Annotated in this window: 17 protein-coding genes; 7 read left to right on the forward strand and 10 right to left on the reverse strand. The window is 70.4% G+C overall.

Going from position 1 to position 19,734, the window contains the following annotated elements; translation table 11 throughout:
- Positions 1–6 precede the first annotated feature (6 nt).
- On the forward strand, positions 7–585 hold the full coding sequence (locus tag KMS84_RS05400) for a carboxymuconolactone decarboxylase family protein (protein ID WP_256914874.1): 579 nt from the start codon (positions 7–9) through the stop codon (positions 583–585).
- Positions 582–1,454, forward strand: coding sequence for an RNA polymerase sigma-70 factor (locus tag KMS84_RS05405; RefSeq protein WP_256914875.1), 873 nt, complete (start codon positions 582–584; stop codon positions 1,452–1,454). The genes KMS84_RS05400 and KMS84_RS05405 overlap by 4 nt, the downstream gene beginning before the upstream one ends.
- 211 nt (positions 1,455–1,665) lie before the next feature.
- Here KMS84_RS05405 and KMS84_RS05410 read toward each other — a convergent pair whose 3' ends face one another.
- The 5 genes from KMS84_RS05410 to KMS84_RS05435 form a co-directional block, all read right to left on the reverse strand.
- Positions 1,666–2,937, reverse strand: a complete 1,272-nt coding sequence (locus KMS84_RS05410; RefSeq protein ID WP_256914876.1) for a COG4705 family protein — start codon at positions 2,935–2,937, stop codon at positions 1,666–1,668.
- A gap of 38 nt (positions 2,938–2,975) precedes the next feature.
- A complete protein-coding gene (locus tag KMS84_RS05415) occupies positions 2,976–4,244 on the reverse strand; it encodes a sensor histidine kinase (protein WP_256914877.1) in 1,269 nt (422 codons plus the stop codon).
- The gene (locus KMS84_RS05420; protein WP_256914878.1) at positions 4,235–4,888 is read right to left on the reverse strand and encodes a response regulator transcription factor; all 654 of its coding nucleotides are present in this window, start codon (positions 4,886–4,888) and stop codon (positions 4,235–4,237) included. Before KMS84_RS05420 ends, KMS84_RS05415 begins: the two co-directional genes overlap by 10 nt.
- 535 nt (positions 4,889–5,423) lie before the next feature.
- Positions 5,424–6,797 carry a sensor histidine kinase gene (locus tag KMS84_RS05430; RefSeq protein ID WP_256914879.1) on the reverse strand — a complete coding sequence of 458 codons (1,374 nt, stop codon included), beginning with the start codon at positions 6,795–6,797 and terminating at the stop codon, positions 5,424–5,426.
- Positions 6,794–7,465 (reverse strand): response regulator transcription factor, encoded by a 672-nt coding sequence (locus KMS84_RS05435; protein WP_256914880.1) that lies wholly within the window; start codon positions 7,463–7,465, stop codon positions 6,794–6,796. The genes KMS84_RS05430 and KMS84_RS05435 overlap by 4 nt, the downstream gene beginning before the upstream one ends.
- A 164-nt stretch (positions 7,466–7,629) precedes the next feature.
- On the opposite strand from KMS84_RS05435, the gene KMS84_RS05440 reads away from it, so the two are divergent.
- From KMS84_RS05440 to KMS84_RS05450, 3 genes are read left to right on the forward strand one after another with little or no spacing between them, the layout of a single operon-like run.
- Positions 7,630–8,289: a DUF4956 domain-containing protein gene (locus tag KMS84_RS05440; RefSeq protein ID WP_256914881.1), complete on the forward strand. Its 660-nt coding sequence runs from the start codon at positions 7,630–7,632 to the stop codon at positions 8,287–8,289.
- Positions 8,286–9,104, forward strand: coding sequence for a polyphosphate polymerase domain-containing protein (locus tag KMS84_RS05445; RefSeq protein WP_256914882.1), 819 nt, complete (start codon positions 8,286–8,288; stop codon positions 9,102–9,104). Before KMS84_RS05440 ends, KMS84_RS05445 begins: the two co-directional genes overlap by 4 nt.
- On the forward strand, positions 9,101–9,961 hold the full coding sequence (locus tag KMS84_RS05450; RefSeq protein ID WP_256914883.1) for a phosphatase PAP2 family protein: 861 nt from the start codon (positions 9,101–9,103) through the stop codon (positions 9,959–9,961). Before KMS84_RS05445 ends, KMS84_RS05450 begins: the two co-directional genes overlap by 4 nt.
- Before the next feature lie 753 nt (positions 9,962–10,714).
- Here KMS84_RS05450 and KMS84_RS05455 read toward each other — a convergent pair.
- Genes KMS84_RS05455 through KMS84_RS05475 form a run of 5 tightly spaced genes read right to left on the reverse strand, consistent with a single transcriptional unit; the run spans position 10,715 to position 15,653 of the window.
- A complete protein-coding gene (locus KMS84_RS05455; protein ID WP_256914885.1) occupies positions 10,715–12,040 on the reverse strand; it encodes an LLM class flavin-dependent oxidoreductase in 1,326 nt (441 codons plus the stop codon).
- Entirely contained in the window at positions 12,037–13,095 is a 1,059-nt protein-coding gene (locus KMS84_RS05460; protein WP_256914886.1) for an aliphatic sulfonate ABC transporter substrate-binding protein, read from the reverse strand. The genes KMS84_RS05455 and KMS84_RS05460 overlap by 4 nt, the downstream gene beginning before the upstream one ends.
- A gap of 46 nt (positions 13,096–13,141) precedes the next feature.
- The gene (locus KMS84_RS05465; protein ID WP_256914887.1) at positions 13,142–13,873 is read right to left on the reverse strand and encodes an ABC transporter ATP-binding protein; all 732 of its coding nucleotides are present in this window, start codon (positions 13,871–13,873) and stop codon (positions 13,142–13,144) included.
- Positions 13,870–14,760 carry an ABC transporter permease gene (locus KMS84_RS05470; protein WP_256914888.1) on the reverse strand — a complete coding sequence of 297 codons (891 nt, stop codon included), beginning with the start codon at positions 14,758–14,760 and terminating at the stop codon, positions 13,870–13,872. The genes KMS84_RS05465 and KMS84_RS05470 overlap by 4 nt, the downstream gene beginning before the upstream one ends.
- Positions 14,757–15,653, reverse strand: a complete 897-nt coding sequence (locus KMS84_RS05475; protein WP_256914889.1) for a TauD/TfdA dioxygenase family protein — start codon at positions 15,651–15,653, stop codon at positions 14,757–14,759. Before KMS84_RS05475 ends, KMS84_RS05470 begins: the two co-directional genes overlap by 4 nt.
- A gap of 1,574 nt (positions 15,654–17,227) precedes the next feature.
- On the opposite strand from KMS84_RS05475, the gene KMS84_RS05480 reads away from it, so the two are divergent.
- Positions 17,228–18,589, forward strand: a complete 1,362-nt coding sequence (locus KMS84_RS05480; RefSeq protein WP_256914890.1) for a bifunctional o-acetylhomoserine/o-acetylserine sulfhydrylase — start codon at positions 17,228–17,230, stop codon at positions 18,587–18,589.
- Positions 18,586–19,731, forward strand: coding sequence for a homoserine O-acetyltransferase MetX (gene metX / locus KMS84_RS05485; RefSeq protein ID WP_256914950.1), 1,146 nt, complete (start codon positions 18,586–18,588; stop codon positions 19,729–19,731). Before KMS84_RS05480 ends, metX begins: the two co-directional genes overlap by 4 nt.
- The last annotated feature ends 3 nt before the right edge of the window (positions 19,732–19,734 follow it).

A 19,734-nucleotide genomic window follows, 5' to 3' on the forward strand; every position in this document is an offset into this window, starting at 1 on the left:
AACCCCATGGCGCTACGCGTCCCGAAGGCCGAGCTCCCCGCCGAGCTCCGCGACAACCTGGTCAAGCAGCTCGGTTCCGTGCCCGAGCCCAACGAGGTGCTGTGGAACAACCCCAAGCTCGCCGAGGCCAACCAGGAGTTCTCGGCCAAGGTGGGCTCCTGGGACGCGGCCGACGCGAGCCTCAAGACGTTCGCGCACATGGCCGTCGCGGGACAGATCGGCTGCAGCTGGTGCCTCGACGTCAACTACTTCGCGGCACTGAACCAGAACCTGGACCTGGCCAAGGCGAGCCAGGTGCCGCGCTGGCGGGAGTCGGAGGTGTTCACGCCGTTGGAGCGGGAGGTGATGGAGTACGCCGAGGCGATGACGAACACGCCGACGACCGTCACCGATGAGCTGTCGGCGAGTCTGCTCGGCCGGCTCGGCCCGGCGGCGCTGGTCGAGCTCACCGTGTTCATCGGCTTCGCCAACATGGCCGCCAGGTGCAACACGGCGCATGGGATCACCTCGCAGGGCTACTCCGAGGCCTGCGAGATCCCGCTGGCCGCGCGTCCTCAAACGTCCGGCGTGGCGTCGACGTCATGACCGAGGACCCGTTCGTCGCCCATCGCAGCCTGCTGTTCACGGTCGCCTACGAGATGCTCGGCTCCGCGGCCGACGCGGAGGACGTGCTGCAGGAGTCCTGGCTGCGGTGGGCCCAGGTCGACCAGTCGCGGGTGAGCGACGCGCGGGCGTATCTCGTCAGGGCCGTCACGAGGCAGGCGCTCAACCGGCTGCGGACGTTGGCGCGCAGCCGCGAGGACTATGTCGGCGAGTGGCTGCCGGACCCGTTGCTGACCAGCCCCGATGTCGCCGAGGACGTGGAGCTCGCGGAGAGCGTCTCGATCGCGATGCTTACCGTTCTTGAAACGCTCGGGCCCACGGAGCGGGCGGTGTTCGTGCTCCGCGAGGTCTTCGAGCTGCCGTACGGCGAGATCGCCGAGGCCATCGGGAAGTCCGCGGCCGCGGTGCGGCAGATCGCGCGGCGAGCACGCGCGCATGTGGCGGCCCGGCAGCCGCGGGTGCGGGTGAGTCGGTCGGAGCAGCAGGCCGTGGTGGAACGGTTCCTGCTCGCGTTGCGCACCGGGCAGTTGCAGGAGCTTGTGGAGGTCATGGCGCCGGACGTGGTCCTGATCGCCGATGGTGGCGGGCTTGCGGCCGCCGCTCTGGCTCCGATCCACGGAGTCGAGGTCGTGGCGAAGGTGCTCGCGCGCACGAACCGGGCGGAAGTGGCCTCGCTCACGACGACGGCCGTGTGGCTCAACGGGGCGCCTGCGGGCCGGATCGAGTTCGACGGCGAGCTGGCCACGGCGGTGAGCCTCGTGGTGGAGAACGGGCAGGTCACGCGGGTCTACTTGGTGAGAAACCCACGGAAGCTGACGAGACTGAACGAACCGGTCGAACTCACCAGGTAAGCCGCCTACAGCTCTGGTGTCGTCGGTGTTCCGGGCGAAAGCCGCCCGGAACACTCACCATCCCAAGCCGGGCCAGAACCCGACGGCGGCGGGATGAGCTGAGCCCGCGCAAGGTGTCGGCCCGGCGTGCTCTGCTGCGGCACGGGGCGGTCAAAGCCATCGGCATCGGCTTCGACCGCCCCGACGGGCTTCGCTGAGAGGGGGTGGACGGTCAGCCCATGTCCGTCAGGAGGGCGCTCAGTTCCTTCTCCTGCTGCGCGGGTGGCATCGGCGGGTTCGAGTGGTCGATGCCGAAGGTCCCCAGCACCTTGTCCATCTGCGCGTCGATGGAGGTCCAACCGGTCTCGTCCAGCGGCTCCAGCGAGGCCTGGTCGGCATCCCACAGGTCACGCAGCGACTGTGCGGCCGCGTGCGCCGCCTTCGCGTTCCCCGAGCGTGCGTCCTTGAGCGAGGTGGAGGCGAGAGCCTTCAGGGCGGCGACCTTGGCTGGCGGGAACTTCTTCACCGCCTCCCCGGGGGCCATCTGGACCGCGGAGGTGTTGTCCTCCTCCGGTGCCGGGCCGGTGTGCGGCTGGCCGTGGGCCCAGATCAGCAGGCCTGCGGTGGCGACGGCAAGCAGCGCGAAGCCGGCCAGGCCGACGCGTTCCTTTCGCAGGTCGCCGGTGGCGTGGACGGCGTGGGCCGCGTCGTAGGTCTCGGTCACGTCCGAGCGCGTCACCGTGAGGTAGACCACGGTGGCCAGGATCAGGCCGAGGAAGATCAGACTGGTGGTGAAGGTGCCCAGCGCGAGGCCGGTCGGCTCACCCGGCTGGGCGACCTTCGGGGAGGCGAGCCAGTCGCCGATGTTCGCGCCCAGCGGGCGGGTCAGGATGTAGGCGAGCCAGAAGGACAGCACCGGGTTCGCGCCGAACTTCCACAGCAGCGTGATCGCGGCGATGAGGCCGAGCGGCAACAGCACCGAAGCGCCCGGGCTCCAACCGGTGAGCTCGAGGGTCCAGTCGCCGGTTGCGGTGCCGAGCGCGAAGGTGACGAGAACGGCGAGCCAGTAGAACGACTCGCGCGGCAGCGTGGTGACCGAGTGGATCGACAGCGTCCGCTCGCGCAGCCACCACACGCCGAAGACCACCGCGAGCAGCACCGAGAAGACCGCGGAGCTGATCCACAGCGGCACGTCGAGCTGGTCGGTGAGGATGTCGGTGTACAGGGTCCCCGTGACGCTGACAACGACCACGGTCAGCCAGTAGGGGAACGGGACGTACCGCTTCAGCCGCAGCTGGACGGCCAGGACCACCACGAACACCCCGGTGAAGATCCAGGCCGTGTTCACCAGGCCGACGCCCAGCTTCATGTTGATCCAGTCGGCGAAGCTCTCACCCACAGTGGTGCACAGGATCTTGATCACCCAGAACCAGATGGTGACCTCGGGGACCTTGTTGAGCATGAGGCGCCCGCTGCGCGTGCGCGCTTCCGCTGTCGTTGTCATGCGGCCAGGTTCACGCGGGGAACCTGCAAGCAACCTGACTACGTGATCGCACGCACGGCCGGGAGCGTCACCTCGACATGCCCGCGGCCGTCCGCGATCGCACGGACCTCCACACCGGCCGAGGCGGCGATGCGCCTCACCACCGGCAGCCCCAGCCCATATCCGTCGCCGCCGGTCACACCCGCCTCGAAGACCCGCTCGACGTCCGCGGAATCGAAGCCCGGGCCGTCGTCCAGGACATCGACCACGACGGCCGCACCCTGGTTGCGCGCGGTGATCCACACACGCGTCTGCGCATGCCGCAGGCCGTTCTCGAGCAGGGGGGACAGCAGCGACACGGCGACGTCGGGCGCCACGGCCACCTCGATCTTCGCGGGAAAAGCGACCTCGACCGCGCGATCCCCGATCGCCTGCCGCGCGGCGGAGCGCAGATCGCACCGGGTCCCCTCGTCCGTGCGGGCGCGTGCGGCGCGCAGGATCGTCGTGATCGCCGCGTCGAGGCGGTCGACCTCGCTCAGTACCGCCTCTGGCGGCACCGGGTCGCCGGACAGCTGAGCCAGCTGTGCCTCGCCCCGCAGGACCGTGAGCGGTGTCCGCAGTTCGTGGGCGATCTCGTCGGTGAGCCGGCGTTCGTCCGCCAACGCGTTGTCGACGCGCTCCAGGAGGCGGTCCAGGGTCTGTCCCAGTTCCCCGAACTCGTCGCGGGGGACGCCGAGGTCGAAGCGGCGCCCGGGTTCGTGATGGCCCCAGTCGTCGGCGAGGGCGGCCATTTCGTGCACGACCCGCAGCGCGCGGTGCACCACGAGATGCGCGACACCGCCGGCGAGGACGATCGTGAGGCCGCCCAGGATCAGCGACAAGGTCAGACTGCGCTGCTCGGACGTCTCATAAGGCGTGAGGTCCACCCGGACGACCACCATCACGTGGTGGCCGTCGACGGGGACCTGCCGCGCGTACAGGAGAGAGTCGCCGACGGTCGCGGTCTGCGAGCGCCCCGAGTCCACCAGCTCCTCGACCCGCCCGGCCATGCTCGCCGGTACGTTGCCGTCGACCAGGCGGCCGTCGGCATACACCCAGGCGACCTCGTCCAGCGCCTCGCTGCCGTTCTCCGTGAGCACGACACGGCCGCCCTTGGCGGTGACGTTCGCCGCGACCGCCTCGGCGCGTGTACGGGCCAGATCGTGCGCGTCGGCGTCCGTCACCCTGCTCAGGAGCACGTGCGAGACGACGACCAGGATGGCGACCACGGCGGTGGCGATCAGGACGGTGAGCGCGACGACGCTTCTGCGGAATCCCGTCACTGCCATCGGTAACCCACACCGCGGACCGTCGCCAGGCGCCCGGCCACGCCCAGCGGACCGAGCTTCGTCCGCAGCCGGCGCACATAGGAATCGAGGGTGTTGTCGCTGACGTGCGCCCCGTGCGGCCAGCCGGCGGCGACGAGGGCATGGCGGCGCACCGCGTCGCCCTGCGAGGCGATCAGGCGGCCCAGCAGACGGAACTCGGTCGGGGTCAGGCTCATGCTCGCCGCATCGTAGGTCACCATGTGCTTCGCCGGATCGAGGACGACCTCGTGCGATGCGGGCGCCACGATGGCCCGGCGCAGCAGCGCCCGGACGCGGACCAGCAGTTCCGGGATGTCGAAAGGTTTGGTCATGTAGTCGTCGGCGCCCGCCTCGAAGCCGCCCACCTTGTGATGCAGACCGTCCAGGGCGGTGAGCATCAGCACCGGCACGTCGACGCCGCGAGCCCTCAGAGCCAGGCAGACATCGCGGCCGTCGGCGTCCGGCAGCCCGAGATCCAGGACGACCAGCTGGGGCACCGGTGCGAGCTGCCGCAGCAGGCTGTCTGCCGTGGCGGCGACGGAAACGGTGTGACCGTCGTGCTCCAGGGCACGCCTGAGGATGCCGCGAACCGCCCCGTCGTCTTCGCACACCAGGATGAAAGCCACGTGCCGACCCTAGGTTCTCGCCTCTCAATACTCCATCTGCCCTGGCCAGGCCCGTGACGCCGAGGAAGGGCGCCTCTCAGCACATGGTGCCCCGGAAAAAACCCGAGCAACGTGGCTGGCTGTTGACGAACACTGGTCCTGCCGACGCGGGGTGGAGTAGCCCGGTAGCTCGCTGGGCTCATAACCCAGAGGGCCGACACGACCGCACGAGAGCGCACGCCGCACGCTGACGGACCACTTGCAAGCCCACGAGGCAGCAGACGGAACGGTCCGGCTGCGCAGCACGGCGTGGCTGGTCACGGCGGACCGCCCGACCGGTCAGTCGGGCAGGCCCTGACGGGGCCGTCAACACGCTGAAGTCCGGGCCAGCCCCCACAACCCACCGCCACGAGCCCGATGTCTTTCGCACAGAGCGGTCAGCGTTTGATGCGTCCACGGACGGCGAGGGCGCCGGGGGCGAGGAGGGTGGGTTCCCAGGAGGGGCGGGGCCATGTGCCACCGTACGTCGCCGCCGCGCCTGCCGGATCGGCGGCGGTCAGCAGGGCACGTCGAGGGTGATGGTGGTGCCGTGCTCGGTGTTGGCAGCGTGTGCGGTGCCGCCGTGGGCGGTGGCCACCGCCTGCACGAAGGCGAGCCCGAGGCCGGATCCCTCGCTGGTACGGCTTGCCTCGGCGCGGGCGAAGCGTTCGAATGCCCGGGGCAGGAACTCCGGCGGGAAGCCGCTCCCCTCGTCCGTCACGCACAGCCTCAGCCTGCCCTCGTGGACAGCAGCCGTGAGACGGACGCTCCCGTGGCCGTGGCGCAAGGCGTTGTCGACCAGGTTGCCGATGGCGGGCCTCAGCCACCGCGCATCCACATGGACGGTCACCTCGGCCGCCTCCGCGGTCAGGTCGCGCGCGGCCCGTTCGGCGGTTCGTTGGTGCGCGGCGAGCGCGGCGTCGACGAGGCCGGGGAGGGATACGGGGGCTCGGGTGAGGTGGTCGGTGCTGCCGAGTTCCTCCAGGTCCAGCAGCGCGTTGGACAGGTCGATCAGACGCTGGACCTCGCTGTCCATGGCACGCAGGGTGTCGGTCAGTTCGCCGGCGGAGCGGGGGCGGTGCAGGGCGACGTCGAGTTCGGCGCGGATCAGGGTGAGCGGGGTGCGCAGTTCGTGGCTGGCGTCCGCGACGAACCGGCGCTCGCGTTCGGCGGCCGCCTCCAGGCGGTCGAGCATGTGGTTGAGGGTGTGGCCGAGGCGGGTGATCTCGTCGTCCCGGTCGCCGGGCACGTCCAGGCGCAGATGCTGAGTGCCGTCGGCGAGGGTGGCGGCGCCGCTGCGGTATCGCTCGACCGGGCGCAGGGCGGCGCGGGCGGTGCGGTAGCCGACGTAGGAGGCGGCGATCAGGGTCAGGCCGGAGGCGAGGGCGAGCTGGGCGAGGAGTTCGCGCAGTGCCTCGTCGCGGTGGCCGCGCCGGACCGCGGCGATCACGATCCGGATCTGTCCGCCGGCGGTGACGCGCCTGGCCTGCAGACGCAGGGTGTCCGCGGTGATCGGCAGCAGGGAGCCGACGTCACGCCGGACGGTGGCGCCGTGTGTGGCGGCGCTCAGTTCGGCGGGCGTGAGCAGCAGCCGGTGGCGCAGGGCGTCGCTGGAGCGCAGGATGCGGCCGTGCGCGTCCAGGACCTGTTGGAGGCTGCCGCTGGGGCCCGGCGGGAGCGCGGCCTCGCGGCGCACGGCCTGGTCCAGGCTGTGCTGGTACGTGCTCAGGTCGTCGTTCAGCTGCTGGTCCAGGGCTGTCTTGACCCGCCAGTACACCAGGCCCGCCGCGCCGGCCAGGACCAGCGACATGGTGACGGCGACCGCCAGCACGAGGCGCGTGACCACGGGCAGCCGCCGAAACCAGGCCCACGGCCGGCCGGGCAGCGTCACGGGGCGATCTCGAGACGATAGCCGCGCCCACGCAGGGTCGTGATCGTCGTCCGGCTGAAGGCACGGTCGGCCTTGGCGCGCACCTTGGAGACGTGAACGTCGATGGCGTTGCTGCGCAGGTCGGTTTCGCCGTCCCAGACCTCCTCCAGCAGCTGCAGGCGGGTGACCACCCGCCCCGCGTTCGCCATCAGAACCCGCAGAACATCGAACTCCCGCCGGGACAAGTCGAGTTCGGTGTCCGCCCGCCACGCCCGCCGCTGCTCGGGGTCCAGGACCAGGTCGCCGACCTGGAGGCGCCCGGACGCGTCCGGGCGGCGCCGGGAGAGGGCCCGCAGCCGGGCCAGCAGCTCTTCCATGGCGAACGGCTTGACGACGTAGTCGTCGGCGCCGGCGTCCAAGCCGGACACGCGTTCACTGATCGCGCCGCGCGCGGTGAGCAGGATCACCGGCACGTCGATGCCCTCGCCGCGCAGGGCCCGGCACACCTGAAGGCCGTCCAGACCGGGCAGCATCACGTCGAGGACCACGGCGTCCAGGCGCGGATCGCGGGCGGCGGCGAGTCCGCTCGGGCCGTCGTAGCGACCCTCGGCGGTGTGGCCGGACTCGGTGAGGTAGTGGACGACCAGGTCCGTGAGGCGTGTCTCGTCGTCGACGACCAGATAGTGCATGCCGGTCAGGCTAGCCGCCCGACCGGATGCCGGGTGTCGGGTGTCGGGTGTCGGAGATCCTTCATGGTCTGTTCATGCGGCATCTCTAGCGTGGTTCCTGTCGCGGTGCTCCGCGGGCCGCGACTGGTCCGCCGTCCGACGTGCCGTGGCGGAAGGGACTCTCCATGCACACGTCGGTCCCGGTGCTCGCCGCCAAGGACATCACCGACCACATAGCGCCCGCCGACCTGATGACCCGCGGCGCTCTCGACGTCATCGCTCTGATGCTCCTGGTGGGCTGGCTCTACCGGCGCCGTCCCAGCGCGACGGCGATGCCGCTGGTGCTGGCCTCACTGAACGTGGGCCTGTTCGCGGCGATGAGCACCATCAGCTCCGGGAAGTTCCCCGCCGGGGTCGGCTTCGGCCTGTTCGGCATCCTCTCCCTGGTCCGGCTGCGCAGCGCGGCGTTCACCCTCCGCGACGTCGCCTACACCTTCGTCGCGCTGGTCATCGCCCTGAACACCGGGCTCCCGCACCGCCAGACCTGGCTCGTCGTCGCGCTCACCGCCGCGGTCCTCGTGGCGGTCCTGGTCGTCGACGACCCGAGCAGGTACGAGCCTGCGACCCGGATCGTGAAACTCACCCTCGACCGGCTCTATCCCGAGCCCGCGCTCATCGCCCAGGACGTGGCGTTCCGCTTCGGCCAGGCCCCATTGTCGGTGGTCGTGGACGAGGTGGACTACGTCCGCGAGACCACGCGTGTCTCCGCCCGCTACCCCGCCGGACCGGACGAGCCCACAGGCCAAACGGATGGAGAACCGCGCGAGCCGGTGGTGCTCACGTGACCGCTGCGTCCTCTCTCACGGCCGGCCTGGGCCTGTCGGCTCTGTGCGGCGCCACGCTGGCGGAGGTCGATGCGGCTGCGGCTCTCCAGCACCGCACCGACCGCAAGTACCTGCTCCCCCTCGACCGCGCCCGCACCTTCGTAGCCCGGCTGGCGGACACCCACCATGTCCTCGACCTGGCGGGACGCCGTACGACCAGCTACCTCAGCACGTACTTCGACACCGAACAGCTGGCCGCCTGGCACGCCCACGTCCAACAGCGCCGGCGCCGCTGGAAGGTCCGCACCCGTTTGTACGCGGAGGACGAACTGTGCCGGGTGGAGGTGAAGACCAAGGACGGCCGTGGCGCTACGCTGAAGCACGCTCTGAAGGTCCCGGCCACCGCGTACGGCGAACTCGACACGCAGACCGCAGAGTTCGTGGACAAGACGTTGGCCGGGTCAGGCATCCCCGCCATGGCCAGGAAGCTGGTCCCCTCCGCCGAGGTCCGCTATGTCCGTGCGGCCCTCGCCGACCTGGAGAACGGCACCCGCGTCACCCTCGACGGCCACCTCACCTGCCACCGCAGCGACCGCACCGCCGCACTCGATTCCGGCCGGGTGCTCGTCGAGACCAAGGGCGGCGCCCGGCCCGCCCCGGCCGACCGGTTGCTGCTGAGTCTGGGCGCCCGCCCGGTGTCGCTGAGCAAATACGTCATCGGACAGGCCCTGCTCACCCCCGGCCTGCCCGACAACGACCTACGCCGCCTCACCCGTGCCCACTTCACCGCACAGGCGAGCACGCAGCCTGTCCTCGAAAGGAACTCCGCCGCATGAACGCCCTGCGCGGCATCAAATGGCCGTACGCCGTCATCGCGCTGCTCGCCGTCGCCGCTGCCGCCGTTGGCCTGCTGCGACCGCAGTTGCTCCCGGCCGCCGCCTCCACATCCGCGAAGAAGAACCCTGGCGCGACGGTGCTGATCAAGCAGAACCCGCCGCCCAAGCTCTTCACCGACGCCCAGATCGCCGCGGTCGCTCACCAGGCCGTGACTCAACGCGCCAAGGCCGATGCCCTGTTCGCGCAGTGGAAGCTCGCGCACGGGAGCACCCGCGACGACAAGGCGTTCGCCGCGTGGGCGGCCCAGCAGGTCCCGGCACCGCCCTCGGCCACGCAGCGCACCGCCGAACTCCACCAGATCCAAGTACTCGCCAAGACCCGCACGGCAGCCGGGAAGAAGGCCGCGACCTGGCTGGAGCTCCACGGCAAGACGGACATCTGGAAGCTCTTCCTCCACGACCAGCGCGAACTGATCCCCGCAGCGCAGGGCAAGGCCGAGAAGACCGAACTCAAGGCGGCCCTGAAGCTGGCCAAGACGATCAGCGACCAGTTGGCCGCCAAGGACAAGCAGTCCGCTCCCTTCGTTCTGGACCCGAGTCTGCGCCCGGAGAAGCACATCAAGCCCGGTGCGAAGGGCCCGTACTCCTATCCCTCCCGGCACGCCGCCCGCTCCGCCGCTGCCGTCACCTTCCTCGGCGCCCTTTCCCCGCACCGCGCAGAGGACTACGAGTGGATGCGCGCCGAGGTCCTCTACTCCCGCCTCTACATGGCCGGCCACCTCCCCAGCGACCTCATCGCCGGTACCCTCCTCGGCGATCTGATCGGCGACTACGAACTCGCTGTCAGCGGCCACTGACTGGTCGGCTGTCGCTCCGTCCGGCCACAGACCGCCGGACTTGCTTGCGGTACTCAGGTACAGGTCTACCGTCGGAGGTGCCCCCCCCAGGGGACGTGACGACGGGAGTGAGCACGATGAGCGGGACGGCCTGAGTGCCGCGGTTCTGCACACTGCCCACCGAGGGCAGAGCAAAACACCGTGCACGCTTCGTGGGCACTGTGGTTCGTTGACCTCAACGCCCGGCGGGGCACGCGAGTTGACCACTGGTGTCCTCGTCGTATGTGACCGACAACGGGGCCATGTCGCCGTGCAGGGTCTGGACGGTCAGCGGGGCAAGCGAGGCCATGGTGTGCTCGACGTCCTCCAAGATGGCTTGTCGCTCACCCGCGGTGCGTAGGACCACAGGGACATCGGTAGCCGGCCGCCCCAACGTCCTGTTCAGGAACGACGAGGTGGCCGCGATCGTCGACTTCCGGCCGCCCGCACCCGGGTACCTCGCCTGGGATGCCTGCGGGCCTTACGGCGGCGGTGGTCGTGGCCGCAGATGGAGAGGGTGGCCGGCGGTGGGTCGGACGATGTTGCACCGAGCCGAGCAGCGTGGTCTTCCCGGCGCCGCTCGGGCCGAGCAGGCCGAAGAAGGCGCCCTCCGGTATCTCCGGGTCGATCCCGGCCACCGCGGCGAAGCCGGCTTCGTGGGTCTTGCGAAGGCCCTCGACCCGCGGCGCGAGCGGACTCCCGCCGCTCCGGGAAGCGGCGGGAGTCGCGAGCGGGTCAGCCATGGAACTGGTTCGCGGGGACCGGGAGCCCGTAGTGCTCACGCAGGGTCGTGCCCTCGTACTCCTCGCGGAACAGCCCCTTGCCGCGCAGGATCGGCAGCACGTGCTCGACGAAGGCCTCGAGGCCCGACGGCAGGGCGGGAGCCATGATGTTGAACCCGTCCGCGGCACCGCCCTCGAACCAGGCGATGATCGTGTCAGCGATCTGCTCGGGCGTGCCGACGAACTCGAAGTGGCCGCGCCCGCCGCCGAGCCGCGAGATGATCTGCCGGACCGTCAGCCGCTCGCGCACCGCGAGATCGATGATCAGGTCGGAACGGCTCTGCGAGCCTTCCAGCTTCGGCCTGGCGAGGATGAACTCCGGCAGGGGCTCGTCGAGTGCGAAGGCCGACGGCTCGGTCTCGAACACGGCGGCCAGCTGGCGCAGCCCATACTCCGGGACGCGCAGCTCGTCGAACTGCCGTGCAAGCGCCCGTGCTCCCTCCTCGGTAGACCCGATGTACGGGACGATGCCGGGCAGGACGATGACGCCGTCCGGGTCTCGGCCCGCGGCCGTGGTCCGTGCCTTGATGTCGGCGTAGAAGGCGGCGGCGCGCTCGTACGTCGTGTGGGCGGTGAAGATCGCCTCGGCGTGGCGGGCCGCGAAGTCCTTTCCGTCCTCGGAGGAACCGGCCTGGACGAGCAGCGGGTAACCCTGCGGTGGACGCTCGACGTTGAGGGGGCCGGCCACCTTGAAGTGTCTGCCCTGGTGGTCGATGCGGTGCAACCGCTCGGGGTCGGCGTAGCGTCCGGTGGCCCTGTCCGCGACGACGGCCTCGGACTCCCAGCTGTCCCACAGCGCCTTGGCGACCCTCAGGAACTCGTCGGCACGGGCGTAGCGTTCGGCGTGGTCGGGGCGGTTGTCGAGGCCGAAGTTGGCGGCCTCGTCGGCCCCGGCCGAGGTGACGATGTTCCAGCCGGCGCGGCCGCCGCTGACATGGTCGACGGACGCGAGCCGGCGGGCCAGGTTGTACGGCTCGTTGTAGGTCGAGGACACGGTCGCGATGAGGCCGATCCTGCTGGTCGCCTGGGACAGCGCGGTCAGCAGGGTCAATGGCTCGAGCTGGCCCGGCGGCCGGAACTCGCCGGTGCCGATGAGGGCCGGGCCGTCCGCGAGGAACAGCGAGTCGAACTTGGCGCTCTCCGCCAGCTGGGCCAGTTCGATCCAGTGCCGCAGGTCGAAGTCCGCGCGGGGATTGCTGTGCGGGAGCCGCCACGCCGCCTCGTGGTGACCCGCTTCCATGAGGAAGGCGTTGAGATGCAGCCGCCGTCTCCCGCTCATGAGGTGACCTTCAGCTTGGAGCTGTCGTAGCCGGCCGGGAGAAGGTTGTCGGTGATCGCCTTGACGTCGACCTTCTTGGTGATCTGACCCGCCTCCAGGAAGGCATCGGCGAGCTGCTGCTCCAGATCGATGTCCGACTGCTCCACCGGGGTCACCCGGTTCGAGTAGGCGGCCAGCGACGCCTTCGCGTCGGCCAGGGGGATGCCCTGCTCCTTCGAGAGCGCCTGCGCGTACTTGTCGGGGTTCTTGACGCCCCAGGCGAACGCCCGCGACAGCCTCTTCAGGACGTCCGTGAGAGCAGCTCGCTCGGTCTTGTCCTTCAGCGAGGTGTCACTGGCGACGTAATAGCTGCTCGTCTGGTCGATCGGCGGGAGACCCTTCACCAGGATCCGTGCGCCGTTCTTGACCGCGATCGCGGACTGCGGGTTCCAGATCGACCAGGCGTCCACCTTGCCCGTGTTGAACGCCGTGGCGCCCGCCGCCGGGTCGAGGAAGACCAGCTTCACGTCCTTGGGGGTGAGGCCGACGCTCTTCAGCGCGTTCAGGGCCAGACCGTGGGCCGAACTGCCCTGCGGGACAGCGATCTTCTTGCCCCTGAGGTCGGCCGTCGTCTTCAGCTTCGAGCCCTTCGGCACGATGATGTTCTCCACCGCCTGGTCGGGCGTGAGGGAACGGTTGACAGCCACGACCTTGAAGCCGTACTCCTTCGCGGCGCCGGTGATCGGCGGTACGTCGCCGACGCTGCCGAGGTCGATGTCGCCCGAGGCAGCGGCCTGCACGAGGGGCGGGCCGTAGGTGAAGCGGGCGAACTTCACCTGGTAGGGGGCGTTGTCGAACACGCCGGTCAGCTTCGCCAGCTCCTGGCTGCCGTCACCGCCGTTGTCGCCGATCGTGAAGGTGTACTTGCTCCACTCGGGGTGCTTGGCGTCGCTCGTGTCGGCGGCGTTGCTCAGCGGCGCGGCCGTGTCCGACGACGACGATCCGCAGGCCGCGAGGGTGCTCGCCAGAGCGAGCGAGCCGACGGCGCCGATGAGCCTGCTGGTTCTCTTACGCATGGGAAGTGAGTGCTTTCTGTGCTGGGTGAGGGTTTTTGGGGGAAGGTCAGTGCTGGCCGGCGAGGCCGAGGTCTTCCAGGAGCCGGGCACGGAGTTCCTGGCGTGCGATGCTCCCTTCGCGGTCCGCGGCGGAGAGGTTCACCTCGTGCGAAGTGCCGATGCGGCCGTTGCTCATGACGACGACGCGGTCCGCGAGGGCGATCGCCTCGTCGACGTCGTGGGTGACGAGCAGCATGGCGGCGTGGTGCTTGGTCCGCAGTGCGCGTACGAGGTCGTGCATGCGCAGCCGCGTGATGGCGTCGAGAGCGGCGAACGGCTCGTCGAGCAGTACGAGTTCGGGCTCCGAGACCAGTGCCCGGGCGAGCGACACCCGCTGGGCCTCGCCACCGGAGAGCTCCTTGGGCCATGCCTTCTCACGGCCCGCGAGTCCGACCTCGGCGAGCACGTCGCGGGCCCGCAGTTCCGCTTCGGGTCCGTGCAGGCCGAGGGTGACGTTGGGCAGGACCCGCTGCCACGGCAGCAGCCGGTCGGCCTGGAAGACGATCGCTCGCTTCGCCGGGACCTCCACGCGCCCTGCGTCGGGCCGGTCCAGTCCGGCGAGCAGACGCAGAAGGGTGCTCTTGCCGCAGCCGGAGGGGCCGAGCAGGATCACCAACTCCTCGTCGGCGATGGTGAGGTCGAGGTGGTCGAGCACCACCCGGTCACCGAAGCGACGGACCACCTGCTCGACGACAGCCCCGGTCTGCCGGCGGAGCTCCGTCGCGATCGTGCTGCTCATGACGCCTCATAACTGGGTCGCCACCGCAGCAGCACCCGCTCGAGAACCCGGACGAACTGGTCGGCGAGCAGACCGAGGAGCGAGTAGATCACCAGCCCCACGAAGACCTGATTGGTCTGGAGATAGGTCTGACCCTGAGTGATGAGGAAGCCGAGTCCCTTGTCGGCGTTGACCGTTTCCGCGGCGACCAGGCCCAACACGCTGTACGCGAGGGAGAACCGCAGGCCGACCAGGAACCCCGGGAGGGCCCCGGGCACCAGCACTCGCGTCACCAGGCGCCAGGTGCCCGCGCCCGTCGTCCGCGCCATCTCGATCAGCCGCTGGTCGACGCCCCGGATCGCGGCGAACAGGTTGAGATACATCGGCACGCCGGCGCCGAAGGAGATCAGCAGCACCTTGGTGAGCTCGTCGATGCCGAACCACACGATCATCAGCGGCAGCACCGCAAGCAGGGGGATGGTGTTGAGTACCTGCACGAGGCCGTTGAACAGGTACTCACCGCTGCGCAGCAGCCCACCGAGCACTCCGGTGACGATGCCGACCGTCAGCCCGATCGCGAGACCGATGCCGGCCCGTTGCAGCGAGATGGCCAGGTCCGGGCCGAGGACGCCCTGCTGCCACAGATCGGCGGCGGACTTCACGATCGAGGTCGGTGCCGGAGCGTAGGTCTTGGACACCACTGCGGCCCGCGCGAGCATCTCCCAGGCCAGGAGGATCGCGACCGGAGTCGTGTAGACCCCGAGGGGCCAGCGAAGGCGCTCGCGGAGGGTGCTGAGCGGCGTCCGGCGGCGGGTGTCGCGCGGCAGGAACACCTCGCGTCTCCCGACCTCCGTCCCGGTGTCCGGGCCCCGGGTCACGGCAGGCGCCCTGAGGCTGAGCTCGGTCATGCCGCCACCTCCAGCAGGCCGCTGTAGTGCGAGGCGTCGCCGACAAGCTGCTCGCTGCGGCGGCCGTCGACACCGGCCGGCACCTCTCCCGCGACGGTCACACGATTGAGGCGGCGCGGGTGGTCGTCGTAGTTGTCCACGCCGTAGTGCTGGGTGATCCGGTTGTCGAAGATCAGCAGCTGGTTCGGGGACCAGGTCCAGCGCAGGATGTTCTCCGGGCGGGTCACGTACGACTGGAGGATGCGCAGCAGATCCGCCGAGTCGCCGCTCGACAGGCCGACGATCCGCTTGGCGAACCCGCCGATGAACAGGCCGCGTTCGCCCGTCAGCGGATGCACCCGCACGACGGGGTGCCCCGCCTCGTAGGGCTTGGAGACGAAGACGCGGTCGTACTCCAGCCGCTGGGCGGTCGTGCTCGTCGGGCGGGCGTAGTCGTACTGGTTGGTGTGCACGACGCGCAGCGTGTCCGCGAGGACGCGCAGCGGTTCGGGCAGGTCGAGGTAGGCCGCGGCGGCGTTGGCGATGAGCGTCTCTCCGCCGTAGGGCGTGGTCACGACCGACCGGAGCGTGGTGAGCTGCGGCGGGTTGACCACGAAGGTGACGTCGGTGTGCCACTCGTTGGCCTTGGACGTCGCGCTGTCGACGGCGAGCACGTTCCTGGTGCCGTCGGCGGCCGGCACGTTCGGGTGGGCGGTGGTGAGTTCGCCGAACCACCGGGCCACGCGCTCCTGGCCGGCGTTGTCGAGGCTGACGTGATCGAAGACGATCGCCTTGTGCAGGTTGAGGGCGTCACGGAGCGCCGTGACCGTCGGGAGATCGGGGGTCTCCGTGAGGTCGACGCCCTCCACAACTGCGCCGATACGGCTGGTGAGCTTACGGATGGACACAGGCATGAGGAAGTCCTTCTCGGGGACGTGGGCGCACAGCTGAGCGCTGGGTGCTCCGTGCGGAGAGCGGAGAGAGTGAGTGAGAGGCCGACTCGCGAGCCGATCGACGGGAGTTCGGGCCGTCGGCGCGATGGCGACGCAGTGCGACCGAACGACAGCCGGCGCGGAGAGCGCGCAGGAGTGCGGTCGGAGAAGCAGTCGCTCAGGAGGCGGTCACGGCGATCCCGCGGTGCGGCGCTGCGTTATGAGCGGTTTCGGACCGCCTCCGCACGACACGCACCCTCGGTGCGTACCGGTTGCCGCCGGGGACCACTTACCGGGTCAGCGACAACAAAACGCGCTGGAGACGTGCGCCAGATCGATGTGGCGCCGCCGAGTGAGCTCCACGCGCGGGTTCATGGCTGGGAGTTCAGCAGAGGTCCACCACGTGGGTCAATAACTTTCCGGACAGGTCTCGCATCGCGGACACGGGTCCGGCGTGGACACTGCGGGCAGCCGTACCTGCCTTTGACGCGCCCGTCAGGGGCTGACGTCTGCGCGCCGCACCGGCGGGTCGTCCCGCCCGGCCCGCTTCGCTTCTCCCGGACAGGAGCCCCCCATGGCGACTCCCCTGCCGTCCGCCATCCCGCGAGATCCGGCTCGTCACTGCTGGGGGCCCGGGCAAACGCCAGCCAACTTATTTTCCAGGTAGGGATGTTGGGGTCCTGGGTGGAGGTCCCGGCCGCCGCGATGGTCTCGGCTGTCGTGCCGGGCGAGAGAAGTGGGCGTAGGTACGGCCGCCGGGACCTGCGGTGCGGCGACGAACGCGGTCCGCGGCGCCGCCCCGCCCGGGACGACGAGGGCTGACCGGGTTCTGGTCGAACGCACGGGTCGGGCTTTGATGAGAGGAGGGGGCTGGTACGAGGCACCGTGGAACGGGTGGTCAGGTGGTCTCGCGGAGCGGGGGAGCGAGCCGGCCCGGTGGAACCGACGGGCGAAACGGCCGGGCCCGGCGCAGCAGGGACAGCGGCAGGGCCACGGCGAGCAGGCCCACACAGACACAGGAGGCCAGCGCGTACCCGGCCCGGGGTGGCTGGCTCCCGGCGGGCCGGAAGCGGCATGCAGGTACACCGCGGGGACGGCTCTGAGGCAGACGGCCGTGGCGATGCGCTGGCCCATCTGCAGGATTCCGCTGCCCACTCCCGCCACCTCTGCCGGAGCGTGCTGAAGTACCTGGGTCTGATGGGGTGAGGCGGTGAACCCTCCGCGACGCCGGACATCAACTGCGTCACGGCCAGAGCGACGGGCAGCGGCGCGGCCGGCACGCAGAGCGCGACGCGAGACATCCTCGTTGTGCTGGTGAATACCGCCGCCGTTGTGGTTATCTGGCTGCATGACCGTGCTCGTGACCCGCCGCCACGTGGACTACGTGCGTGTCACCACCACGGCTTGTTCCGCCGCGAGCTGACGCCGCGCTCCGGCTTCTGACCAGCACCTTCCTCACCGCTTCACGCTGACCGCCGCCCTCCGTCGGGGCGGCTTCCAGCGCTGCGGTTCCCTCACGCCTTCCCCCTCTCACCCTCCGCACAGGGAGCAGCACCATGAGCCAGCCCATCGACTCCGTCACCGCCGGCCACACCCCCGAGGAAACCTCCGCCGGGCCCGACACCTCCGTGTGGTCCTTCGAGACCAGGCAGATCCATGCGGGTGCCGCGCCGGACCCGACGACCGGTGCCCGGGCGACGCCGATCTACCAGACGACGTCGTTCGTGTTCCGGGACACCCAGCACGCCGCCGACCTGTTCTCACTCGCCGAGCCCGGCAACATCTACACCCGCATCCACAACCCCACCCAGGACGTCTTCGAGCAGCGGATCGCCGCGCTGGAGGGCGGAGTTGCCGCGGTCGCCCTGGCCTCCGGGCAGGCCGCGGAGACCCTCGCGATCCTGACGCTGGCGAGCGCCGGGGACCACATCGTCTCCAGCACCTCCCTGTACGGCGGCACCTACAACCTGTTCCGGCACACGCTGCCCAAGTTCGGCATCGAGGTGTCCTTCGTGGACGACCCGGACGACGCCGAGGCCTGGCGGGCGGCGATCCGGCCGAACACCAAGGCGCTGTTCGCGGAGACGCTGGGCAACCCGCGCGGCAACGTGCTGGACGTGCGAGCGGTCGCGGACGTGGCCCACGAGGCGGGCGTGCCGCTGATCGTGGACAACACGGTCCCGACTCCCTACCTGCTGCGGCCCATCGAGCACGGCGCGGACATCGTCGTGCACTCGGCGACCAAGTTCCTGGGCGGACACGGCACCGCGATCGCGGGGGTCGTCGTGGACGGCGGCACCTTCGACTTCGGCGTCCACGCCGACCGTTTCCCCGACTTCACCGAGCCCGACCCCAGCTACCACGGTCTTCAGTACTGGCCCGCCCTCGGCCCCGGCGCCTTCGCCATCAAGCTAAGGGTGCAGCTGCTGCGTGACCTCGGCCCGGCGCTCTCCCCGCACTCCGCGTTCCTGCTGCTCCAGGGTGTGGAGACGCTGAGCCTGCGCATCGAGCGGCACTCCGCGAACGCCCAGGCGCTGGCCGAATGGCTGGATCAGCGCGACGAGGTCGCCGCCGTCCACTACCCGGGACTGCCGTCCAGTCGCTGGCACGAGGCCGGGCAGCGGTACCTGCCGCGCGGTGCCGGTGCCATCGTCTCCTTCGAGTTGCGGGACGGCATCGAGGCGGGCAAACGGTTCGTGGACGCAGTCGAGCTGTTCAGCCATCTCGCCAACATCGGCGACGTCCGCAGCCTCATCATCCACCCTGCGTCCACCACCCACAGCCAGCTCGACGAGGAGCAGTTGGCGGCCACCGGCACCACGCCCGGCCTGGTGCGGCTGTCGGTCGGCATCGAGAATCTCGCCGACCTCAAGGCCGACCTGGAGGCGGGGTTCCGTGCGGCGAAGGGCGCGTCCTGAACACCGTACCGACGCCCTCCGAGGTTCCCCTCCCGCCGGCCTCCGGGGCCTGGCGGGAGGGGGACCCGCCCGGGCGTCGCCAGTGGTATGCCCGCGAGAAGCCGCTTGCGTTGGAGGCGGGCAGCGAACTCCCGGGCGTGCAGCTGGCGTTCGAGACCTGGGGAAGGCTCGCGGCGGACGCCTCCAACGCCGTCCTCGTCCTGCACGCCCTCACCGGGGACAGCCACGTCGTCGGCCCCGCCGGTCCCGGGCACCCCACCCCCGGCTGGTGGGACGGACTCGTGGGACCGGGACGGGCCCTGGACACGGACCGCTGGTTCGTCGTGGCGCCGAACGTCCTCGGCGGCTGCCAGGGCAGTACCGGGCCGTCGTCGCTCACACCGGACGGCCGCCGCTGGGGCGGCGACTTTCCCTTCCTGACCCAACGAGACCAGGTCGCTGTCGAGGCCGACTGGGCCGACGCGCTGGGTATCGCCCGTTGGGCGCTGGTGGTCGGCGGCTCGATGGGCGGGATGCGGGCACTGGAATGGGCCGTGTCGTATCCCGAGCGTACCGGCGCCCTGCTGCTGCTCGCCTCGACGGCCGCGGCGAGCGCCGAGCAGATCGCCTGGGCGACCATCCAGCTGCACGCCATCCGCGCCGACCCGCACTGGCGCGGCGGCCACTACCACGACACCGGTCAGGGACCGCACGCCGGGCTCGGTCTGGCCCGGCGGCTCGCCCACGTCACCTACCGCAGCGAGCCGGAACTCGCCGTTCGCTTCGGTCGTACGTCCCAGGGCACGGAGGACCCCTGGAGCGGCGGCCGGTACCAGGTCGAGTCCTATCTCGACCACCACGCCGCCAAGTTGGTGCGCCGCTTCGACGCGGGCAGCTACGTCGTCCTGTCCGAGGCCATGAACAGCCACGACGTCGGCCGGGGCCGCGGCGGCACACGCGCCGCCCTGCGCCGGGTGACCGCCAGAACACTCGTGGCCGGGGTCGACTCCGACCGCCTCTATCCACCGTCCCAGCAGGCGGAGCTGGCGTCGGGCATCCCCACCGCCGACAACCTCCGGCTGATCGAATCCCCCTACGGCCACGACGGCTTCCTCATCGAGGTGGAGCAGGTCGCCGCGCTCGTGGGAGAGCTCGTCCGCTGAGCG

It is taken from the genome of Streptomyces hilarionis, assembly GCF_024539675.1.
Taxonomy (GTDB): domain Bacteria; phylum Actinomycetota; class Actinomycetes; order Streptomycetales; family Streptomycetaceae; genus Streptomyces; species Streptomyces hilarionis.

What these genes read in the sequence shown, in the direction of transcription:
- KMS84_RS05450 (WP_256914883.1), top strand. Translation starts at nt 9,101, where the DNA reads ATGAACGCCCTGCGCGGCATCAAATGGCCGTACGCCGTCATCGCGCTG.
- KMS84_RS05435 (WP_256914880.1), bottom strand. Translation starts at nt 7,465, where the DNA reads ATGCACTATCTGGTCGTCGACGACGAGACACGCCTCACGGACCTGGTC.
- KMS84_RS05465 (WP_256914887.1), bottom strand. Translation starts at nt 13,873, where the DNA reads ATGAGCAGCACGATCGCGACGGAGCTCCGCCGGCAGACCGGGGCTGTC.
- KMS84_RS05475 (WP_256914889.1), bottom strand. Translation starts at nt 15,653, where the DNA reads ATGCCTGTGTCCATCCGTAAGCTCACCAGCCGTATCGGCGCAGTTGTG.
- KMS84_RS05410 (WP_256914876.1), bottom strand. Translation starts at nt 2,937, where the DNA reads ATGACAACGACAGCGGAAGCGCGCACGCGCAGCGGGCGCCTCATGCTC.
- KMS84_RS05440 (WP_256914881.1), top strand. Translation starts at nt 7,630, where the DNA reads ATGCACACGTCGGTCCCGGTGCTCGCCGCCAAGGACATCACCGACCAC.
- KMS84_RS05460 (WP_256914886.1), bottom strand. Translation starts at nt 13,095, where the DNA reads ATGCGTAAGAGAACCAGCAGGCTCATCGGCGCCGTCGGCTCGCTCGCT.
- KMS84_RS05470 (WP_256914888.1), bottom strand. Translation starts at nt 14,760, where the DNA reads ATGACCGAGCTCAGCCTCAGGGCGCCTGCCGTGACCCGGGGCCCGGAC.
- KMS84_RS05480 (WP_256914890.1), top strand. Translation starts at nt 17,228, where the DNA reads ATGAGCCAGCCCATCGACTCCGTCACCGCCGGCCACACCCCCGAGGAA.
- KMS84_RS05400 (WP_256914874.1), top strand. Translation starts at nt 7, where the DNA reads ATGGCGCTACGCGTCCCGAAGGCCGAGCTCCCCGCCGAGCTCCGCGAC.
- KMS84_RS05405 (WP_256914875.1), top strand. Translation starts at nt 582, where the DNA reads ATGACCGAGGACCCGTTCGTCGCCCATCGCAGCCTGCTGTTCACGGTC.
- KMS84_RS05455 (WP_256914885.1), bottom strand. Translation starts at nt 12,040, where the DNA reads ATGAGCGGGAGACGGCGGCTGCATCTCAACGCCTTCCTCATGGAAGCG.
- KMS84_RS05415 (WP_256914877.1), bottom strand. Translation starts at nt 4,244, where the DNA reads ATGGCAGTGACGGGATTCCGCAGAAGCGTCGTCGCGCTCACCGTCCTG.